The organism is Streptomyces araujoniae (genome assembly GCF_050871195.1).
GTDB lineage: Bacteria > Actinomycetota > Actinomycetes > Streptomycetales > Streptomycetaceae > Streptomyces > Streptomyces bacillaris.
This window is the reverse complement of record NZ_CP194070.1, coordinates 1239414-1258963: the sequence shown is the minus strand read 5'-3', so window position 1 is coordinate 1258963 and position 19550 is coordinate 1239414. Positions and strand designations below refer to the sequence as shown.

Here is a 19550-nt window from a genome sequence, read left to right as displayed (position 1 = left end):
ACTCGGAACTTATTTTTGGCATGAACACTTCCAGTAGGCCCGGCGCACTGCTACTACGGAGTAGCGCAGATACCCCCTGCTCACCGACTCCCCCCACCCCCAAGGAGTGCCCCCGTGAAGATGTCCAGACTTGTGGCGTTCTCGTCCTCGCTCCTGCTCGGTGCCGCCCTCGCCCTGACCGGTGCGGGGATCGCGAACGCCGACTCGTCGGCCAAGGCCGTCGACTACGTCGCCCTCGGTGACTCGTACTCCTCCGGTGTCGGCGCCGGCAGCTACGAGAGCGCCAGCGGCGACTGCAAGCGCAGCACCCGCGCCTTCCCCCGCCTCTGGGCCAACGCCAACTCCCCGTCCAGCTTCGCCTTCACCGCCTGCTCCGGTGCCCGCACCAACGACGTCACGAGCAGTCAGCTCGGGCCGCTCAACGCCTCCACCGACCTGGTCTCCATCTCCATCGGCGGCAACGACGCGGGCTTCGCGGACGTCATGACGACCTGCGTCCTCCAGTCCGAGGCCACCTGCCTCAACCGCATCGCCACCGCCCGCGCCTACGTCGACTCCACCCTGCCCGGCCGCCTCGACTCCGTGTACAACGCCATCAAGGCCAAGGCTCCCAACGCCCGGGTCGTCGTCCTCGGCTACCCCCGCTTCTACCAGCTGAGCGGCACCTGCGTGGCCGGTCTCAGCGAGCGGGAGCGCGCCGCCATCAACGGCGCCTCCGACCACCTGAACACCGCCACCGCCAAGCGCGCCGCCAACCACGGCTTCACCTTCGGTGACGTCAGGACGACCTTCACCGGTCACGAGATCTGCTCCAGCAGTTCCTGGTTGCACAGCGTGAACTGGCTCAACATCGGTGAGTCCTACCACCCCACCGCCGCCGGACAGTCGGGCGGCTATCTGCCGGTCTTCAACTCAGCTGCCTGACAAGCCGGTTGCTCCATCGGTCGGCTCTCCGTGCGGGAGGCCCCGGTCGCCGGGGTCTCCCGCACCTCCCTTCAACCCATCCGAACTGTCCGAAGTCGCCCGGGAATCAGGCGAATTCGGTAACTGGTCGTCAACCTCCGTATGTATGTGCTCGATCCTGCGGGCGGGATACCCGTGTGTCACCGTGGGGCGATAGGGTTAACCTGCCCGGACCGGGTGCCCTCGTACGGGTGGGGAGTGACATGGAACAGATAACGGTGCGGAGCAGGCCGCGAGTGCCTGCCATCACCTGCGGAAGCGGTGCGACCAGTACGCGCCTCGACCGCCATCTCGCGGTGCTCGGCGGACCTGTCGTGCCGCAGCGCGAGGCGGCGGAAGCGACGCTGCTGATGCGTGAGCTGACCTCGCGTGATGCCGCGCACACCCGCCGGAGCAGGAGCGCCCGTGTGTCGCTCTTCGCCCCGCTGCGGCGACTGCGGCGTTCGCTCTTCGGCAGCCGCCACTGACGGGTCCACCAGGGGCCGGCCCACCGCTCGGGGCGGCCCTGCGCTCGGTCCAAACCCAGCCGGCCCGGGGCCGGCCGGTGCCCGGTCCACCCCACCGTTCGGGGAGGGCCCGCGAGCCGATCCCTCCCACCACCCGGGGCGGGTCAGGCGACCACCCCGTCCCGGCGCAGCGCCGCCGTCCGCTCATCCGTCATCCCCAGCTCCCGCAGCAGCGCATCGGTGTGTTCCCCCAGCGCCGGTACGGCACCCATCCGGGGCTCCGCCCCGCCCGGCAGCGTGATCGGCGGCAGCAGCGCCCGCAACCGCCCCACCGGTGACTCCACCTCCCGCCACCGGTCCCGCGCCGCCAGCTGCGGATGCGCCGCCACATCGGCCACGGTGTTCAGCCGGGCGCACGCGATCCCCGCCGCCTCCAGCGCGTCCACCGCCTCCCGGGCCGTCAGCCTGGCCAGCGCCCGCCCCACCACCTCGTCCGTCCGCCTCCGGTTCGCGGTCCGCGCGGTGTTCGTCGCGAAGTCCGGGTCCTCCGCCAACTCCGGCTCCCCGAGCACCTGTTCGGCCAGTCGCCGCCACTCCCGGTCGTTCTGCACGGAGAGCAGCACCCGCTCGCCGTCGGCCGTGCCGTACGCGTCGTACGGGGCGATCACCGAGTGCGCCAGCCCGGTACGCGGCGGGGTCGCGGACCCGTGCATCCCCTGGTGCAGCGGGTGGCCCATCCACTCGGCCAGCGCGTCCAGCATGGAGACCCGCACCGGCCCGCCGCGCCCGGTCGTCCCACGCCGCAGCAGCGCCGCCAGCACCCCGGAGAACGCGTACATGGCCGCCGCGATGTCCGCCGCCGGAATGCCCGCCTTCACCGGCTGCCCGGCCGTCCCGGTCACCGAGACCAGCCCCGCCTCGCACTGCACCAGCATGTCGTAGGCCCGCTTGTGGGCGTACGGCCCGCCCTCCCCGTACCCGGAGATGTCCACGGCCACCAGCCGCGGGTGCGCCGCGCAGAGCGTCGTGGCGTCCAGCCCGAGCCGGGCCGCCGCGCCCTGTGCCAGATTCTGTACGAACACATCGGCCCCGGCGACGAGTTCCCGTACCACCGCCAGCCCCCGGGGGTCCTTCAGATCGACGGCCAGCGACTCCTTGCCCCGGTTGCACCAGACGAAGTGCGAGGCGAGCCCCCGGGCCGCCGTGTCGTAGCCGCGCGCGAAGTCACCGCCGTCCGGGCGCTCCACCTTGATCACCCTGGCCCCGAGATCGGCGAGCTGGCGGGTGGCGAAGGGGGCGGAGACGGCCTGTTCGACGGCCACCACGGTGATGCCGTCGAGGGGGAGGGGCGAGGTATCCATGGCCCGTGCTTACCGCGTGACCGGCGGATCTGTCATCCTTCCCGCCGTCCACGGCGCGCTCGCGCCCCTCACAGCAGCGCGAACTGCCCCTCCGGTCCCTCCTCCTGGTGGCCGAGGACCGAGGCCGGGCGCCGGGCGGAGGCGGGCACCGGCAGCACCCCGGCCGCGCGCAGCTCCTCCCGGGAGATCCGAGCCGCCCCCGCCAGCCGGGCCGCCAGCGCCTCCCGCCGGGGCCGCACCCCGTCCAGCAGAGCCAGTACGGTGATCAGCTCCAGCAGCTCCGAGGTCCACTCGGGCGTCCACCCGCGCGCCCCCACCGCGTCGAGCCCGTCCGCGTCCGCCCCCTCGGGCACCGCGCCCACCGAGGCCGCCGCCCGGCGCCCGAACCACAGCTCCAGCACCCGCACCCCGCTCACCGTGAACTCCCAGGCCTCCGCCGGGACCGGTGAGATCCGGCCCTCCCCGATGACCAGCGCCCCGGCCTCCGCGTCGTACGCGATCCCGGGCGGCCGGGCCGGGAGCGCCGCCCGGACGTAGGGCCTGCGCCCGCCCGGCAGCCGGGGCCGCTCCCCGCCCCGGGCCCCGCGCAGCTGGAGCCGTACCAGCTCCTCGCCCAGCTCCACCCCGGCCGCCCACACCTCGGGGTCGGCGGGCAGCGGGATCCGGCAGCCGGCCGGGGCGGGGACGGCGGCGGCCAGGGCCCAGGCGAGGACGGCCTCGGGTGTGGCCTCCGGGTCCAGCCGCGCCCGCACCGCGGCCAGCAGCCCCGGTGCCAGGTTGGGGTCGGTGCCACCGGGCCGCCGGTACAGCGGCCTGATCCGGCCCGGCCGCCCGGCGGGGGAGTGCCCGTCGGGAAGCAGATGGGTCACCGACAGGGCGGGGGCGGGCCCGATGCCCTGGGGCACGTAACCGTGTTCGACCGCGAAGAGCTGTCGCTCGTCGCTGACCCGCCACAGTTCGGGGCGGGCCGCGTCGATCAGCCGGTGGTCGGGGAGCAGCCACTGCTCGTCGAACGGGCCGTGCAGAATCCGTACGGGATCGGGGCAGGCGCCCGGCTCCCGCGCGAAGCGGCCGGTGCTGACGGCGGCCTCGCCGCCCGTCCCGGTGGCGGCGGCGGATCGGCCGGACCGTCCGGGCAGGGCGGCGACGGCGGTGTGCGGTGTACGGGAGCGGCTCGGGCGGAACAGCCGTTCCTGCTCGGCCCCTTCGGCGGCGGCCAGCCGCTCCCAGCGGGCCCGGAGCGCGGCGGGATCGGGGCCGGCCACCCAGGAACGGCCGGTCCTCAGGGGGCGTACCGACCACGGCATCAGCTCGTCCAGCTCCAGGGAGTCCGGACCGTCGGGGGCGTCCGTGATCGTGGCTGTGGCTGCGGTTGCCGCTGTGGCTGTAGTCGTGGCCCTGGCTCTCGCCGTGCCCGTGCCCGTGTCCGCGCCCGTGCTCATGTCCTTGTCCGAAGCCGCATCTGTAGCCTTCGCAGTCGCCGCCGCCCTGCGCGCTGCCACCGAGCCGCCCTCCCCTGTCCGCCGTAAACCGGGGCCGCCGTGACCCGTTCGCATCGTAACGGCGGGGCGGCGCGCCCGGGGGACGGGTCAGCGGGCCTCCACCGTGAGGGAGAAGGAGAACCGGTCGCCCCGGTAGCGGATCCGGGCCACGTCCACCACGCGGCCCCTCTCGTCGTACGTCACGCCCGTGTAGTGCAGGATCGGGCTGAGCAGGGGGACCTGGAGCAGGTCGGCGGTGACCGGGTCCGCGAGCCGGGCCTCGACGGTGTCGGTGATCCGGGAGATCTTGACCCCGACGATGTCGTGCAGCACCTTCGTCATCGGCCAGCGTTCGAGGTCGGCCAGGTCGATCCGGGCGGCGACCTCGGGCCGTACGGCGTTCTCCGCCCAGTTGGTCGGCTCGCCGCTCTCGCCGTCGCGGCGCAGCCGCCGGAAGCTGACCACCTCACCGCAGTCCGGGAAGAACTCGGCGAGATCGCCCGGCACCGGCACCGCCCCGTGGCCGAGCACCGTCGTCGCGTCCCCGGACTGCTGGGCGACGATCGCGTCGACCGAGCCCAGCAGCCGGACCGGGGTGGCCCGCCGGGCGCGCGGCTCGATGAACGTGCCCCGCCTCCGGTGCCTGCTGATCAGCCCCTCCGTCTCCAGCTCCTTCAGCGCCTGGCGCATCGTGAGCACGCTGACGCCGTAGTGCGTGGCGAGCTGCTCCTCGGTGGGCAGCCGGAGGGAGGCATCCTGCGGGCGGCCGAGTATGGACGCCCGCAGCGACTGGGAGACCTGGTACCAGAGCGGCAGCTTCCGGTTGAGCACGAGCGAGTCGGGGGCGAAGGAGGGTGCGGAGGAAGGGGCAGGGGAAGGCGCGGCGGAGGGCACGGAGGAAGGGGCGGTGGAGGGTGCGGAGGCCGCCCCGGAACCCTCACCGGCATCGACGTCCGCGCGCGTCGCGAACTCGCCCGTCGCCGTCTCATGGCTGTCTGTCACGTCGTCCCCGTCCCGTCCTCCGGGCCGCTCCGCCGCCCGCTCGCCCGCCCGTCGCCTGTGCCTACGGCCGGAAGTTGCGGCTCAGACCCTGCCACACGTCGTCGTAGCCGCGCTGCAGGTGGTCGGCCTCGGCCGCCTGCGGGGTGGCGATGATGGGCCACCGGGTCTCGAACATGAACGCCAGACCGTCGTCGATCTTCTGCGGCTTCAGCTCCGCCGCGCTCGCCCGGTCGAAGGTCTCCCGGTCCGGGCCGTGGGCCGACATCATGGTGTGGAGCGAGCCGCCGCCGGGGACGAAGCCGTCCGCCTTCGCGTCGTACGCGCCCTCGATCAGCCCCATGTACTCGCTCATCACGTTCCGGTGGAAGTACGGCGGCCGGAACGTGTCCTCGCCGACCAGCCAGCGCGGCGCGAAGACCACGAAGTCGACACCGGCCAGGCCCGGGGTGTCGGACGGCGAGGTCAGGACCGTGAAGATCGAGGGGTCGGGGTGGTCGTAGCTGATCGTGCCGATGACGTTGAACCGGCGCAGGTCGTAGACGTACGGAGCGTGCGTGCCGTACCAGGCGACGACGTCGAGCGGGGAGTGGTCGTACGTGGCGGTCCAGAGGTTCCCGCAGTACTTGTTGATCACCTCCACCGGCCGGTCCTCGTTCTCGTACGCGGCGACGGGGGCCAGGAAGTCCCGGGCGTGCGCCAGGCCGTTGGCGCCGATCGGCCCGAGGTCCGGGAGCGTGAACGGGCGGCCGTAGTTCTCGCAGACGTACCCGCGCGCGGTCTCGTCCAGCAGCTCCACCCGGAAACGGACCCCGCGCGGGATCAGCGCCACATGGCCCGGTTCGGCGCGCAGGAGGCCCAGTTCGGTGCGGAGCAGCAGTCCGCCGCGCTCCGGGACGATCAGCAGCTCACCGTCGGAGTCGCTGAACACCCGGTCGGTCATGGAGGTGTTGGCGTGGTAGAGGTGCACGGCCATGCCGGTGCGCTGGGTGGCGTCACCGTTGCCGCCGAGGGTCCACAGCCCGCTGACGAAGTCCGTGCCGGGGGCCGGGTCGGGGAGCGGGTTCCAGCGGAGCCGGTTGGGGTCCGGCACGGACTCGGTGAAGGGCGCCGTGCGCAGATCGCCGTTGCCGGTCCGGGTGAAGGCCGGGTGGGCGGCGGAGGGGCGGATCCGGTAGAGCCACGAGCGGCGGTTGTCCGCGCGGGGCTCGGTGAAGGCGGAGCCGCTCAGTTGCTCGGCGTAGAGGCCGAGGGGGGCGCGCTGGGGTGAGTTGCGGCCGTGCGGCAGCGCCCCGGCGATCGCCTCCGAACTGTGTTCGTTGCCGAAACCGGAGGAGTACGTCAGCGCCTCCGCCGTCTTCCTGGCCTGCTCGATCCCGCTCAACCCGCTCATCCCGCACTCCCGATGCCGATGAAGCCCGTGGATCCGCCGGACAACGAATCCTATAGGACACCGTAGGAATAGGAGGCGGGGCGCGTCAACGGCAGGGATCACGCCATTCGGGGCGTGTACGGGGGCGTATGCGGTCGAGGGGGTGCCGGGTGCGTACGTGTCGCGTCCGGTGGGCGGGGGAAGGCCCGGTCGCCCGGACGCGGAGGAACCGATGCCCGGACGCGGGAGGGGGCGATGTCCGGATGCGGGAGGGGGCGATGTCCGGGCGCGGGCGGTACGGGGAGGTCCGGCACTCCGGTTCCCGGGGCTCACGGCATCATGGGTCCGTGCACCACCCGAACCCGAACCTCCGCCGCGCCCCCGTGCAGCAGCGCAGCGCCGACCGGCTCGCCCGGATACTCGACGCCTGCGCCGGACTGCTCGACGAGACCGGCTACGAACAGCTCTCCACCCGTGACGTCGCCCTGCGCGCCGAGGTGCCCATCGGCTCCGTCTACCGCTTCTTCTCCAACAAGCGGGCCCTGGTCGAAGCCCTCGCGCTGCGGAACCTGGAGCTGTACGCCGAGCGCATCACGGCCCGGCTCGACTCCGTGCCCGCCGGGGACTGGCGTGGCGCGATCGACGCGGTGCTGGACGAGTACCTGGAGATGAAGCGGACCGTGCCGGGGTTCGCCCTGGTCGACTTCGGGCCCCCGTCGCCCGCCGAGGGCCCGGCGGACGACGCCAACCGGCGTCTGGCGGACCGCCTCGCCGAACTCCTCGCCGGGCACCTCGGCCGCGATCCCGGGCCGGAGCTGCTGCGGGCCATCCTGGTCAGCGTCGAGGCCGCCGACGCGCTGCTCCAGCTCGCCTTCCGTACGGACCCGGAGGGCGACCCGGCGATCGTGGCCGAGACCCGGACGCTGGTCCTGTCCTACCTCGCGCAGATCCTGGACTGAGGGCGCCCGGGGCGCGGAGTGGGAACCTCCGTCATCCCGGCCCGGTTCAACCCCGGCGCTCCCGTACCTCCCCGTCATGCGTACCGGTCGGTATGCTCGCCGTGCCGTTCACTGCCGTACGCGCGCCGTCGCCCGGGGAGGGCCCATGTCCCACGCATCCCGTACCGGAACCGGAACCGAGACCGGAGCCGGTACCCGCACCGCACCCCGTATCTGCCCCCTCTGCGAAGCCACCTGCGGCCTCACCCTCACCATCGAGGGGACCACCGTCACCGGAGCGCGCGGCGACCGGGACGACATCTTCAGCCGGGGTTTCATCTGCCCCAAGGGGGCGTCCTTCGGCGGACTCGACGCCGACCCCGACCGGCTGCGGGTCCCGCTGGTGCGCGGGGAGGACGGCGAGCTGCGGGAGGCGGCCTGGAGCGAGGCGTTCGACCGGGTCGCCGCCCGGATACCGGCCCTGACCGAGGCCCACGGTCCGCAGGCCGTCGGCGTGGTGCTCGGCAACCCCAACGTCCACACCATGGCGGGCGCCCTCTACCCGCCCCTGCTGCTGGCCGCCCTGCGCACCCGGAACGTCTTCACGGCCAGCACCCTGGACCAGATGCCCAAGCACGTCTCCAGCGGTCTGCTCTTCGGCGACGCGCACGCCATCCCCGTACCGGACCTCGACCGCACCGACCACCTCCTCCTGATCGGCGCCAACCCGCTGGAGTCCAACGGCAGCCTCTGCACCGCCCCCGACTTCCCGGGCCGCCTCAAGGCGCTGCGCCGGCGCGGCGGCACGCTCACGGTGATCGACCCGCGCCGCACCCGTACCGCCCGGCTCGCCGACCGGCACGTGGCGATCCGGCCGGGGGCCGACGCCCTGCTGCTCGCCGCGATGGCCCAGGTGCTCTTCGCGGAGCAGCTCGTGAAGCCCGGGGCGCTCACCGGGCAGCTGGAGGGCCTGGACGAACTCGGCACCGCCCTGGCCGACTTCACCCCGGACGCGGTCGCCGCCGCCTGCGACGTGGACGCGGCCACCATCACCGCGCTCGCCCGGGAACTGGCCGCCGCCCCCACCGCCGCCGTGTACGGGCGGATCGGCAGCTGCACCGTCGAGCACGGGACCCTCGCCAGCTGGCTGGTGGACGTCCTGAACATCCTCACCGGCAACCTCGACCGCCCCGGCGGCGCGCTGTTCCCGCTCTCCGCGACGGCCCGCGCCCCGCGCCCCGCCGCTCCCGGTCAAGGCTCCACCCCCGGCAAGGGCTTCGCCCTCGGCCGCTGGGCGAGCCGGGTCTCCGGCCATCCCGAGGCCAAGGGCGAACTCCCCGTCGCCGCCCTCGCGGAGGAGATCGAGACGCCCGGCGAGGGCCGTATCCGCGCCCTGATCGTGCTCGCTGCCAACCCCGTCCTCTCCGCCCCCGACGGCGACCGGCTCGACGCCGCCCTCGCCGGTCACCTCGACTTCATGGTCAGCGTCGACCCGTATCTCAACGAGACCTCCCGTCACGCCGATGTCGTCCTGCCCCCGCCGCCGCCCTCGCAGAGCGCCCACTTCGACTTCGCGTTCAACTCCTTCGCCGTCCACAACCAGGTCCGCTACACCCCCGCCCCCGTCCCCCTGGAGGAGGGGCGGATGGACGAGAGCGAGATCCACGCCCGGCTGGTCCTCGCGGTGAGCGGGATGCACGGAGCCCCGCCCTCCGCCGTCGACGACCTGGCCATCTCCACCACGCTCGGCAAGGCCGGCGCCCCGCCGGAGGCGGCGGCCGGACTCACCGGCGGCAGCGGCCCCGAACGCCGTCTGGACCTCATGCTGCGGCTCGGCCCGTACGGACTGACGCTGGAGGAACTCCTCGCCCATCCGCACGGCATCGACCTCGGCCCGCTGAAACCCCGTCTCCCGGAGGTCCTGCGCACCCGCTCCGGCCGGATCGAGCTGCTCCCCGCCCCGGTCGCCGCCGATCTGCCGCGCCTGCGCCGGGCGCTGGAGGGCCGGCCCGCGCCGCTCGTCCTCGTCGGCCGCCGACATCTGCGTTCCAACAACAGCTGGATGCACAACGTCGGTTCGCTCGGTGGCGGTTCCAACGTCTGCACCCTCCAGATCCACCCCGACGACGCGGCCCGGCTCGGGCTGAAGGACGGGACGACCGTACGGATCGAGTCGGCGGGCGGCGGGATCGAGGCCCCGGCCGAGATCACGGACACCGTACGGAGCGGAGTGGTGAGCCTCCCGCACGGCTGGGGCCACAGCCGTCCGGGCACCCGGATGTCCGTGGCCGCCGCCACCCCCGGGGCGAACGTGAACCAGCTGCTCGACGGCACCCTCCTGGACCCGCTCTCGGGGACGGCGGTGCTCAACGCCATCCCGGTCACCGTCACCCCATGCGGCTGACCCCGCCATCGGTTGACAGCACCGCGTTGACCTGGGGTTTTGCTCGTATTGCTCACACGTCAACGTCTTGTTAACTCTTCGGAGGCGCCCCTAACGTCGTCCGGACCGACCGCCGGGACCGGTGGAAGTTCAAGGATGAACGTTAGGTATCCCCCATGCTGACAATCCTCGGCTTCGCCATGATCGCGACCTTCCTGGTCCTGATCATGACGAAGAAGATGTCGCCGATCGCGGCGCTGGTACTGATCCCCGCACTGTTCTGTGTCGCCGTCGGGCAGGGAGCGAAGCTCGGCGACTACGTCATCGACGGCGTCGGCAACCTGGCGCCGACCGCCGCCATGCTGATGTTCGCCATCGTCTACTTCGGCGTGATGATCGACGTCGGCCTCTTCGACCCGATCGTCCGGGCCATCCTGCGCTTCTGCAAGGCCGACCCGATGCGGATCGTCGTCGGTACGGCGGTGCTCGCCGCGATCGTCTCGCTGGACGGCGACGGCTCGACCACGTTCATGATCACCGTCTCCGCGATGTACCCGCTCTACAAACGCCTCAAGATGAGCCTAGTCGTCATGACCGGGGTGGCGGCCACGGCGAACGGTGTCATGAACACCCTGCCCTGGGGCGGCCCCACCGCCCGCGCCGCCACCGCGCTCAAGCTGGACGCCTCCGAGATCTTCGTCCCCATGATCCCGGCCCTGGCCGTCGGACTGCTCGCCGTCTTCCTGCTGGCGTACGTGCTGGGCCTCCGCGAGCGCAAGCGCCTGGGTGTTCTCACGCTGGACGAGGCGCTGGTGCGGGAGCCGGAGCGGGAGACCGTCACGGTCGGCGGGAGCGGAGGCCGCAGCGGTGGCGCGGCTGCGGACGCCGGTACGCGTGGTGGCACGGGGGCCGGTACGCGTGGTGGCTCGGGTGGCGGTGCGGCGGGTGGCCGTACGGGTGGCGCCGGCACGGGCGGTGGCGTCCGGCTCCGCAAGAACCCGGCCGCCCTGTCCTCCCCGGCGGCCCCGCCCTCCCCGTCCGCCCCGGAGTTCCCGTCCTCCGGGACCACGGACGCGGACCGGACCGAAGGCGCGGGCGAGGAGGAGGAGTTCAAGGGCCTCGACCCGAACCGGCCCACCCTCCGCCCCCAGCTCTACTGGTTCAACGCCGGGCTGACCGTCGCCCTGCTGACGGCCATGATCATGGAACTGATGCCGATCCCGGTGCTGTTCCTCCTCGGTGCCGCCCTCGCCCTCACCGTCAACTTCCCCCACATGCCCGACCAGCGGGCCCGGATCGCCGCCCACGCCGACAACGTCCTCAACGTCTCCGGCATGGTCTTCGCCGCCGCCGTCTTCACCGGCGTCCTGACCGGGACCGGCATGGTCGAGCACATGGCCGACTGGGTCGTGGGCGCCGTCCCCGACGCGATGGGCCCGCACATGGCCGTCGTCACCGGTCTGCTCAGCCTGCCGCTCACCTACTTCATGTCCAACGACGGCTTCTACTTCGGCGTCGTCCCCGTCCTCGCGGAGGCCGGCGCGGCGCACGGCGTCTCCCCGCTGGAGATCGCCCGCGCCTCGCTGGCGGGCCAGGCCCTGCACATGTCCTCGCCGCTGGTCCCCGCCGTCTACGTCCTGGTCGGCATGGCCAAGGTGGAGTTCGGTGACCACACCCGGTTCACGGTGAAGTGGGCGGTGCTCACCTCGCTGGTGGTGCTCGGGGCGGGCATCCTGTTCGGCACGATCTGATGACCCCCGTACCCCTGGACACCTTCTGATGTCATCCGCACCGCGACCCGGGCCCGGCAGGGGCTGGCTGCTGCGCCTCGTCATCGCCTTCGCCTTCGCGCAGGGGGCGGTGTCGATGGCGCGGCCCGCCGTCTCCTACCGGGCTCTCGCGCTGGGCGAGTGGGGTCTCCCCTGCTCGAACGGAGTTGAGAGCTTGGGGAAGAGACGGCCGTCGGTGTCATCGCCGGGGTCTACGCCCTGCTGCCGCTGTTCGCCGCCGTCCCGCTCGGCCGCCGCACCGACCACGGCCGGTGCGCGCCCTTGCTGCCCATCGGGGTCGTGCTGATCTCCGGTGGCTGCGCGCTCAGCGGTGTCGTCTCCTCGCTCCCCGCGATGGCCGCGTGGAGCGGGGTGATGGGCCTGGGCCACCTCTGCTTCGTGATCGGCGCGCAGTCGATCGTGGCCCGGCAGTCCGCCCCGGCCGAACAGGACCGCAACTTCGGCCACTTCACCATCGGCGCCTCGCTCGGCCAGCTGGTCGGCCCGATCGCTGCGGGAGCGCTGATCTCCGGCGAGAGCGGCGCTCTGGGGCGTACGAGCGCCCTCGCGCTCCTCGTCTCGGCGGCGGTCTGCGCGGTCGCGCTCACCTCGCTCTGGCGCATCGAGCACCGGCGTACGCTCGGCGCCGCTCCTCCGGCCGGGAAGTCGAACACCAAGGCCAAGGCCAGGGTCCCGGTCACCGCCATCCTCGGCGCGCGGGGCGTCCCCGCCGGGATCTTCATCAGCATGGCGGTCCTCTCCGCCACCGATATCCTCACCGCCTATCTGCCGGTCGTCGGCGAGCACCGGGGGATCGCCCCCGCCACGGTCGGGCTGCTGCTCAGCCTGCGGGCCGCCGCCTCCATCGCCTGCCGCCTCGCGATGCCCCTGATGCTCCGGCTGCTGGGCCGGACGGCCCTCCTGGCCACGAGCTGCCTGCTGGCCGGGCTGATCTGCGCGGGGATGGTCCTCCCGGTTCCCGTACCGGCGCTCGCCGTGATGCTGGCCGCCCTCGGTTTCTGCCTCGGCGTCGGCCAGCCGCTGTCCATGACCACGGTGGTGCAGGCCGCCCCCGCCGACGCCCGGTCCACCGCCCTCGCCCTGCGGCTGACCGGCAACCGGCTGGGCCAGGCCGCCGCCCCCGCCGCCGCGGGCCTGATCGCGGGCACGGCGGGGGCGGCGGCCCCGTTCGCGCTGCTCGGCGCCCTGCTGCTGGCGGCGGCGGGCCTCGGCCTCCGGGGCGGTGGGCCGGGCCGGAGATCCGTACGACCGGAGCCCACCCCCGTACCGCCCGCGCCCGATCCCGTACGCGAGCGGGGCGCGCCCCGGGCCGACGCGCCCTGACGGCCCTGACCGCTCCGACCCGACGGAGAGCCCTGGTGGCGTGCCCCCGGGGGCGTACGCCTCCCGGCGTGACCGGCGTCTCGGGGGACTCCCTGGCGCCGGAAAACTAACGGCGCTAGTTTGGGCGGTCGGGACCGTACGCCCCAGTACATGGGCGCGTCCAGTACGTCGGCACGTCCAGTACGTCGTCAACGTCCAGTACGCCGGCGTCGGCACAGCCCGTCCAGTCCGTCCGGGAGGAAACAGCCATGAAGGCCCACGACCAGATGTACATCGGCGGCGCGTGGCGGCCCGCCCTCGGCCAGGACACGATCGCCGTCGTGAACCCGGCCGACGAGCGGCTCATCGGCCATGTCCCGGCGGGCACGGCCGAGGACGTCGACGCGGCGGTGCGGGCCGCGCGCGCCGCGTTCCCCGGCTGGGCCGCCACCCCGCCCGCCGAGCGCGCCGCCCGCCTCTCCGCGCTGAGCGACGCCCTGGCGGCCCGCAAGGACGCGCTGGCCGAGACGATCACCGCCGAGCTGGGCGCACCGCTGCCCCTCTCGCAGACGGTCCACGCGGGTCTCCCGATCCTGGTCGCCGCCTCCTACGCCGAACTGGCCGCCTCGTACGCCTTCGAGGAGAAGATCGGCACCTCCACCGTCCTGCTGGAGCCGGTCGGCGTCGTCGGTGCGATCACCCCCTGGAACTACCCGCTCCACCAGATCGTCGCCAAGGTCGCCCCCGCGCTCGCCGCGGGCTGCACGGTCGTCCTCAAGCCGGCCGAGGACACCCCGCTCACCGCCCAGCTCTTCGCGGAGGCCACCGAGGCCGCCGGGCTGCCGCCGGGGGTCTTCAACCTGGTCACCGGTCTCGGCCCGGTCGCCGGACAGGCGCTCGCCGCGCACGAGGGCGTCGACCTGGTCTCGTTCACCGGCTCGACCGCCGTCGGCAGGCAGATCGGCGCCACCGCCGGAGGGGCGGTCAAGCGCGTCGCCCTCGAACTGGGCGGCAAGTCCGCCAACGTGATCCTGCCCGGCGCCGATCTCGCCAAGGCGGTCAACGTCGGCATCGCCAACGTGATGTCCAACTCCGGCCAGACGTGCAGTGCGTGGACCCGGATGCTGGTCGACGCCGAGCGATACGAGGAGGCCGTGACGCTCGCGGCCGAGGCCGTCCTCAAGTACGTGCCCGGGGAGCGGGTCGGCCCGCTCGTCAACGCCAAGCAGCAGGCCAGGGTGCGGGGTTACATCCAGAAGGGGATGGAGGAGGGCGCCCGGCTGGTCGCGGGCGGCCCCGAAGCGCCCCTGGAGGCCGGCTACTACGTGAGCCCCACCGTCTTCGCCGACGTCACCCCGGACATGACCATCGCCCAGGAGGAGATCTTCGGCCCGGTGGTCTCGATCCTCCGGTACGAGGACGTGGACGACGCCCTCCGTATCGCCAACGGCACGGTGTACGGGCTCGCGGGAGCCGTGTGGGCGGCCGACGACGAGGAGGCGGTGGCCTTCGCCCGCCGGATGGAGACCGGGCAGGTCGACATCAACGGCGGCCGGTTCAACCCGCTGGCCCCCTTCGGCGGTTACAAGCAGTCGGGCGTGGGGCGGGAGCTGGGGGCGCACGGTCTGGCGGAGTACCTCCAGACGAAGTCGCTCCAGTTCTGACCCCCGCACCCCTTCGAGACGAGACCGAGGAGCCTGTTCGTGGTCCGCGCCGCCGTACTGCCCGCCGTCGGAGCTCCGCTGGAGATCACCGACATCGTCCTGCCGGAGCCCGGCCCCGGCCAGGTGCGCATCGCGCTCGCCGCCGCCGGGGTCTGCCACTCCGACCTGTCCCTGTCCAACGGCACCATGCGGGTCCCGGTGCCCGCCGTCCTCGGCCACGAGGGAGCGGGTACGGTCCTGGCGGTCGGTGAGGGCGTCACGCACGTCGCGCCCGGCGACGGCGTGGTCCTCAACTGGGCGCCCTCCTGCGGCGCCTGCTTCCACTGCGGGATCGGCGAGGTCTGGCTCTGCGCCGACGCCCTGAAGGGGACCGCCAACCTCCACGCCCGTACGGCCGACGGCACCGAACTCCACCCCGGCCTCAACGTGGCGGCCTTCGCGGAGGAGACCGTCGTCGCCGCGAACTGCGTCCTCCCCGCCCCCGACGGCATCCCCCTCACCGACGCCGCCCTCCTCGGCTGCGCGGTCCTCACCGGCTACGGGGCGGTCCACCACAGCGCCCGGGTCCGCGAGGGCGAGAGCGTCGTCGTGTTCGGGATCGGCGGCGTCGGCCTCGCCGTCCTCCAGGCGGCCCGGATCGCGGGCGCCTCGAAGATCATCGCGGTCGACGTCTCCCCGGCCAAGGAGGAGCTGGCCCGCCAGGCCGGGGCCACCGACTACGTCATCGCCTCCGCCACCACCCCGCGCGAGATCCGCAAGCTCACCGGCGGCCAGGGCACGGACGTGGCCGTGGAGTGCGTCGGCCGCCCCGCGACCATCCGGGCCGCCTGGGAGTCCACCCGGCGCGGCGGCCGTACGACGGTCGTCGGGATCGGCGGCAAGGACCAGGAGGTCACGTTCAACGCCCTGGAGATCTTCCACTGGGGCCGGTCCCTGACGGGCTGCGTCTACGGCAACAGCGACCCGGCCCGCGATCTGCCGGCCCTGGCGGACCACATCCGCGCGGGCCGGTTCGACCTGTCGATGATGGTCACCGAACGCATCGGACTGGACGCCATCCCGGCCGCCTTCGACAACATGGTCGCGGGCAAGGGCGGCCGGGCGCTGGTGGTGTTCTAGAGCGCTGCCAGGGCCTGTCGTCAACTGCCGCCTGCCGCCTGCCGTGCGACGACGGCAGTTGACGACAGGCCCTAGTAGTCCGTCGTCCGGGAGGTCGAGGCGACCGGCCCCAGCAGCCGGGCGTCCATCTCGCCCTCCTCGAACAGCCGGGAGGCCGGACCCACGATGAGCGGGTCCGGCACCCCGACGACCTTCGGGTCCTTCCCCGGGTAGTCGAAGCGGTCCAGCACGTGCCGCATCGCCTCCAGCCGGGCCCGCTTCTTGTCGTTGCTCTTCACCACCGTCCACGGCGCGTCGGCCGTGTCGGTGTGGAACAGCATCAGCTCCTTCGCCTCGGTGTACTCGTCCCACTTGTCCAGCGAGGCCAGGTCGACGGGGCTCAGCTTCCACCGCCGTACGGGATCGATCTGCCGGATCATGAACCGGTTGCGCTGCTCGTTGCGCGAGACGGAGAACCAGAACTTCACCAGGTGGATGCCGTCCCGGGCGAGCATCCGCTCGAACCCGGGCGCCTGGTGCATGAACTCCAGGTACTCCCGGGTCGTGCAGAACCCCATCACCCGCTCCACCCCGGCCCGGTTGTACCAGGAGCGGTCGAACAGCACGATCTCCCCGGCGCTCGGCAGATGCGCCACGTACCGCTGGAAGTACCACTGCGTGCGCTCGCGCTCGGTGGGCTTCTCCAGCGCGACTATTCGGGCACCACGGGGGTTCAGATGCTCGGTGAACCGCTTGATCGTGCCGCCCTTGCCCGCCGCGTCCCGCCCCTCGAAGAGGATCACCAGCCGCTCGTCGCGCTCCTTGACCCAGTGCTGGAGCTTCAGCAGCTCGATCTGGAGGGCGCGCTTGGCCTTCTCGTAGTCGCGGCGCCGGAGCTTGTGCTCGTACGGGTAGTCCTCCCGCCAGGCGTCCCGGGCATGGCCGTCCGGCTCCACCAGCACCGGGTCGTCGTCCCCGCTGTCGGCCACCTCGAACCCGTCGAGATACGGCCCCCCGTGCCGCGCCGCCCGCGCGGCCTCCTCGCCGTCGGCCTTCTTCCTGCCGCCGTTACGGTTGCCGTGCGCCTTGGTGCTCCGCGTCATGACGGTGTCCCTCCACCGGCCCAGCCGGATTTCCGCGTCTGGGCCCAGTCTGCTGGAGGACGCAGGCCCGCACCATCCCAGCCCGTCCGGCCGCCACCCAGCCCGTCCGGCGTTTGAGGCCCGTCCGGCGTTTGAGGATGGAACCCCGCCGGTGGACCGGGGCGCCCCTCCGTGGCAGGGAAGCACGGATGCCGCCGCCCCCACGCACCGGTTCCGTCCTCAAACGCCGGACGGGCCGGAAGGTGCGGCCCCGCCGTCAGCCGCACCGTACTCCTCGTACTGGAGCGCGAGCCCGTCCAGCAGCGCCCGCAGTCCCACCTCGAACGCCCCCTCGTCCACCTCCCGCCGCCGCTCGGCCAGCAGGTGCGCCTGGCCGAGGTGCGGGTAGTCGGCGGGGTCGTACGCGCTCTCGTCGTCGACGAAGCCGCCGGCGAAGGAGCCCAGCGCCGAGCCGGTGATGAAGTACCGCATCAGCGCCCCGATCCGGGTCGCCCGGGCCGGTGGCCATCCCGCCCCGACCATCGCCCCGAACACCGCGTCCGCGACCCGCAGTCCGGCCGGCCGGCGGCCGGGGCCGCGGGCGAGGACCGGGACGATGTGGGGGTGTGCGGCGAGGGCGGCCCGGTAGGAGAGGGCCCAGTCGTGCAGGGCCTCCCGCCAGTCGCGCGGGTCCGACTCGTCGAACATCGACAGGTCGACCTGTACGGAGACGGCGTCGGCGACCGCGTCGAGGATCTCGTCCTTGTTGCGGAAGTGGTTGTAGAGCGAGGGCCCGCTGACCCCCAGCTCCGCCGCCAGCCGGCGGGTCGAGACGGCGTCCAGTCCTTCGGCGTCCACGAGCGCGCTCGCCGCCTCGACGATGCGGTCTCTGCTCAGGAGGGGCTTGCGCGGTCGGGCCATGCGGCTCATAGTAGGCGCTGCGAACCAGAAACTAGCAGTGCTAATTAAAGGGCCGCTCGAGCGGTCCACGAAAGGCGGGGCGGCGCGCCATGAACCTGGAGCTCAGCGAGGAGCAGGAGGCCGTCCGTCGGCTGGCCGAGGAGTTCGTGGCCCGGGAGGTCACCCCGCACGTCGTCGCGTGGGACCGGGCCGAGAACGTCGACAGGGCGATCGTGAAGAAGCTCGGCGCGCTCGGCTTCCTCGGCCTCACCGTCCCCGAGGAGTACGGCGGCTCCGGCGGCGACCACCTCGCGTACTGCCTGGTCACCGAGGAGCTGGGCCGCGGGGACTCCTCGGTCCGGGGGATCGTCTCGGTCTCGCTCGGCCTGGTGGCCAAGACCGTCGCCACCTGGGGGAGCGAGGACCAGAAGCGGCAGTGGCTGCCCCGGCTCACCTCCGGCGAGGCGATCGGCTGCTTCGGCCTCACCGAACCCGGCACCGGCTCGGACGCCGGGAACCTCGCCACCCGCGCCGTGCGCGACGGAGGGGGCACCTCCCGTTCGAGCGGAGCCGAGAGCGGGGGAGACTACGTCATCAACGGCACCAAGACGTTCATCACCAACGGCACCTGGGCCGATGTCGTCCTGCTCTTCGCGCGGACGAACGACAGCCCCGGCCACCGCGGCGTCTCCGCCTTCCTGGTCCCCACCGACACCCCCGGCCTCACCCGCCGCACCATCCACGGCAAGCTCGGCCTGCGCGGCCAGGCCACCGCCGAACTGGTCCTGGAGGACGTCCGGGTCCCCGCCGCCGCCCTCCTCGGCCCCGAGGGCAAGGGGTTCACCGTCGCCATGTCGGCCCTCGCCAAGGGGCGGATGTCGGTCGCGGCGGGCTGTGTCGGCATCGCCCAGGCCGCCCTGGACGCCGCCGTACGGTACGCGGGGGAGCGCGAGCAGTTCGGCAAGGGCATCGCGGGCCACCAGCTCGTGCAGGAGCTGCTCAGCGACATCTCCGTGGACGTCGAGGCGGCCCGGCTGCTCACCTGGCGGGTCGCCGACCTGATCGACCGGGGGCGGGAGTTCGCCACCGCCGCCTCCCAGGCCAAGCTGTACGCCTCCGAGGCCGCCGTCCGCTGCGCCAACAACGCCCTCCAGGTCTTCGGCGGCTACGGCTACATCGACGAGTACCCGGTCGGCAAGCTCCTCCGCGACGCCCGCGTGATGACGCTCTACGAGGGCACCAGCCAGATCCAGAAGCTGATCATCGGCCGCGCGCTGACGGGCGTCTCGGCGTTCTGAACCCGTCCGCACCGGCCGCCGCGGCTCGCACGCCCGTCTGAGTACCCGCCTGAGTACGGGCACGGATGTGGCGTGCGCCACGTCGGCGGATGCTGTGCCCATGAGTGACACGACATCGGTCAAGCAGCAGAGCACCGCCGCCTTCTACGGCCAGGCCGTCGCCTCCTTCCTCGTGGCGATGGGCGCGGTGGCCCTCGGTATCTTCTTCCTCGACGCCGACGCCTGGGTGCGCGGCTTCCTCGCCATCGGCGTGCTCTACCTCGTCACGTCCTGCTTCACCCTCGCCAAGGTGATCCGGGACCGGCAGGAGGCCGGGCAGATCGTCAGCCGGGTCGACCAGGCCCGGCTGGAGAAGATCCTCGCCGAGCACGACCCCTTCCAGAAGCTCTGAATCCCGTACCGGCCCCCGAGACGCCCCTAAGCGCTTGCTCAGGTTCGGGGTATGGTGTTCGTCCTGTTGACGGAGAGGGGCA

15 protein-coding genes and 1 pseudogene are annotated in these 19550 nt (G+C 72.9%); 10 read left to right on the top strand and 6 right to left on the bottom strand.

Features of this window, described 5'->3' with window-relative positions:
- The first annotated feature begins 120 nt into the window (after positions 1 to 120).
- Positions 121 to 924, top strand: a complete 804-nt coding sequence (locus ACQ9ZG_RS05300) for an SGNH/GDSL hydrolase family protein (RefSeq protein ID WP_026237512.1) — start codon at positions 121 to 123, stop codon at positions 922 to 924.
- 242 nt (positions 925 to 1166) lie between these two features.
- Complete coding sequence (locus ACQ9ZG_RS05295) at positions 1167 to 1430, top strand: hypothetical protein (RefSeq protein ID WP_026237511.1); 264 nt, start codon at positions 1167 to 1169, stop codon at positions 1428 to 1430.
- A 143-nt stretch (positions 1431 to 1573) separates the two neighbouring features.
- On the opposite strand, the gene ACQ9ZG_RS05290 is transcribed toward ACQ9ZG_RS05295, so the two are convergent.
- From ACQ9ZG_RS05290 to hmgA, 4 genes are all read right to left on the bottom strand, one after another.
- Positions 1574 to 2770, bottom strand: coding sequence for a CaiB/BaiF CoA transferase family protein (locus tag ACQ9ZG_RS05290; RefSeq protein WP_109916481.1), 1197 nt, complete (start codon positions 2768 to 2770; stop codon positions 1574 to 1576).
- Positions 2771 to 2838: 68 nt separating this feature from the next.
- Positions 2839 to 4212 carry a type ISP restriction/modification enzyme gene (locus ACQ9ZG_RS05285; protein ID WP_499280008.1) on the bottom strand — a complete coding sequence of 458 codons (1374 nt, stop codon included), beginning with the start codon at positions 4210 to 4212 and terminating at the stop codon, positions 2839 to 2841.
- Positions 4213 to 4359: 147 nt separating this feature from the next.
- Positions 4360 to 5253 (bottom strand): GntR family transcriptional regulator, encoded by an 894-nt coding sequence (locus ACQ9ZG_RS05280; RefSeq protein ID WP_181398315.1) that lies wholly within the window; start codon positions 5251 to 5253, stop codon positions 4360 to 4362.
- Positions 5254 to 5314: 61 nt separating this feature from the next.
- Complete coding sequence (gene hmgA, locus ACQ9ZG_RS05275; protein ID WP_109916561.1) at positions 5315 to 6634, bottom strand: homogentisate 1,2-dioxygenase; 1320 nt, start codon at positions 6632 to 6634, stop codon at positions 5315 to 5317.
- A gap of 335 nt (positions 6635 to 6969) precedes the next feature.
- On the opposite strand from hmgA, the gene ACQ9ZG_RS05270 reads away from it, so the two are divergent.
- From ACQ9ZG_RS05270 to ACQ9ZG_RS05245, 6 genes and pseudogenes are all read left to right on the top strand, one after another.
- Positions 6970 to 7581, top strand: coding sequence for a TetR/AcrR family transcriptional regulator (locus ACQ9ZG_RS05270; RefSeq protein ID WP_181398314.1), 612 nt, complete (start codon positions 6970 to 6972; stop codon positions 7579 to 7581).
- A gap of 145 nt (positions 7582 to 7726) precedes the next feature.
- A complete protein-coding gene (locus ACQ9ZG_RS05265; RefSeq protein ID WP_499280003.1) occupies positions 7727 to 9964 on the top strand; it encodes a molybdopterin-dependent oxidoreductase in 2238 nt (745 codons plus the stop codon).
- Positions 9965 to 10119: 155 nt separating this feature from the next.
- On the top strand, positions 10120 to 11694 hold the full coding sequence (locus ACQ9ZG_RS05260; RefSeq protein ID WP_109916554.1) for a CitMHS family transporter: 1575 nt from the start codon (positions 10120 to 10122) through the stop codon (positions 11692 to 11694).
- 28 nt (positions 11695 to 11722) lie between these two features.
- A pseudogene (locus tag ACQ9ZG_RS05255) lies at positions 11723 to 13056 on the top strand (MFS transporter).
- 248 nt (positions 13057 to 13304) lie between these two features.
- Complete coding sequence (locus ACQ9ZG_RS05250; protein WP_499280001.1) at positions 13305 to 14699, top strand: aldehyde dehydrogenase family protein; 1395 nt, start codon at positions 13305 to 13307, stop codon at positions 14697 to 14699.
- Between the two features lie 39 nt (positions 14700 to 14738).
- Positions 14739 to 15818, top strand: a complete 1080-nt coding sequence (locus ACQ9ZG_RS05245) for a Zn-dependent alcohol dehydrogenase (RefSeq protein WP_084996260.1) — start codon at positions 14739 to 14741, stop codon at positions 15816 to 15818.
- Between the two features lie 71 nt (positions 15819 to 15889).
- Here ACQ9ZG_RS05245 and ppk2 read toward each other — a convergent pair whose 3' ends face one another.
- Positions 15890 to 16900 carry a polyphosphate kinase 2 gene (ppk2, locus tag ACQ9ZG_RS05240; protein ID WP_028419939.1) on the bottom strand — a complete coding sequence of 337 codons (1011 nt, stop codon included), beginning with the start codon at positions 16898 to 16900 and terminating at the stop codon, positions 15890 to 15892.
- A 219-nt stretch (positions 16901 to 17119) separates the two neighbouring features.
- The gene (locus tag ACQ9ZG_RS05235; protein ID WP_109915238.1) at positions 17120 to 17800 is read right to left on the bottom strand and encodes a TetR/AcrR family transcriptional regulator; all 681 of its coding nucleotides are present in this window, start codon (positions 17798 to 17800) and stop codon (positions 17120 to 17122) included.
- Between the two features lie 89 nt (positions 17801 to 17889).
- Between ACQ9ZG_RS05235 and ACQ9ZG_RS05230 the strand changes: the two genes are divergently transcribed.
- Both ACQ9ZG_RS05230 and ACQ9ZG_RS05225 read left to right on the top strand, forming a co-directional pair.
- Positions 17890 to 19077, top strand: a complete 1188-nt coding sequence (locus ACQ9ZG_RS05230) for an acyl-CoA dehydrogenase family protein (protein WP_109915239.1) — start codon at positions 17890 to 17892, stop codon at positions 19075 to 19077.
- 100 nt (positions 19078 to 19177) lie between these two features.
- Entirely contained in the window at positions 19178 to 19468 is a 291-nt protein-coding gene (locus ACQ9ZG_RS05225) for a YiaA/YiaB family inner membrane protein (RefSeq protein WP_015607581.1), read from the top strand.
- The last annotated feature ends 82 nt before the right edge of the window (positions 19469 to 19550 follow it).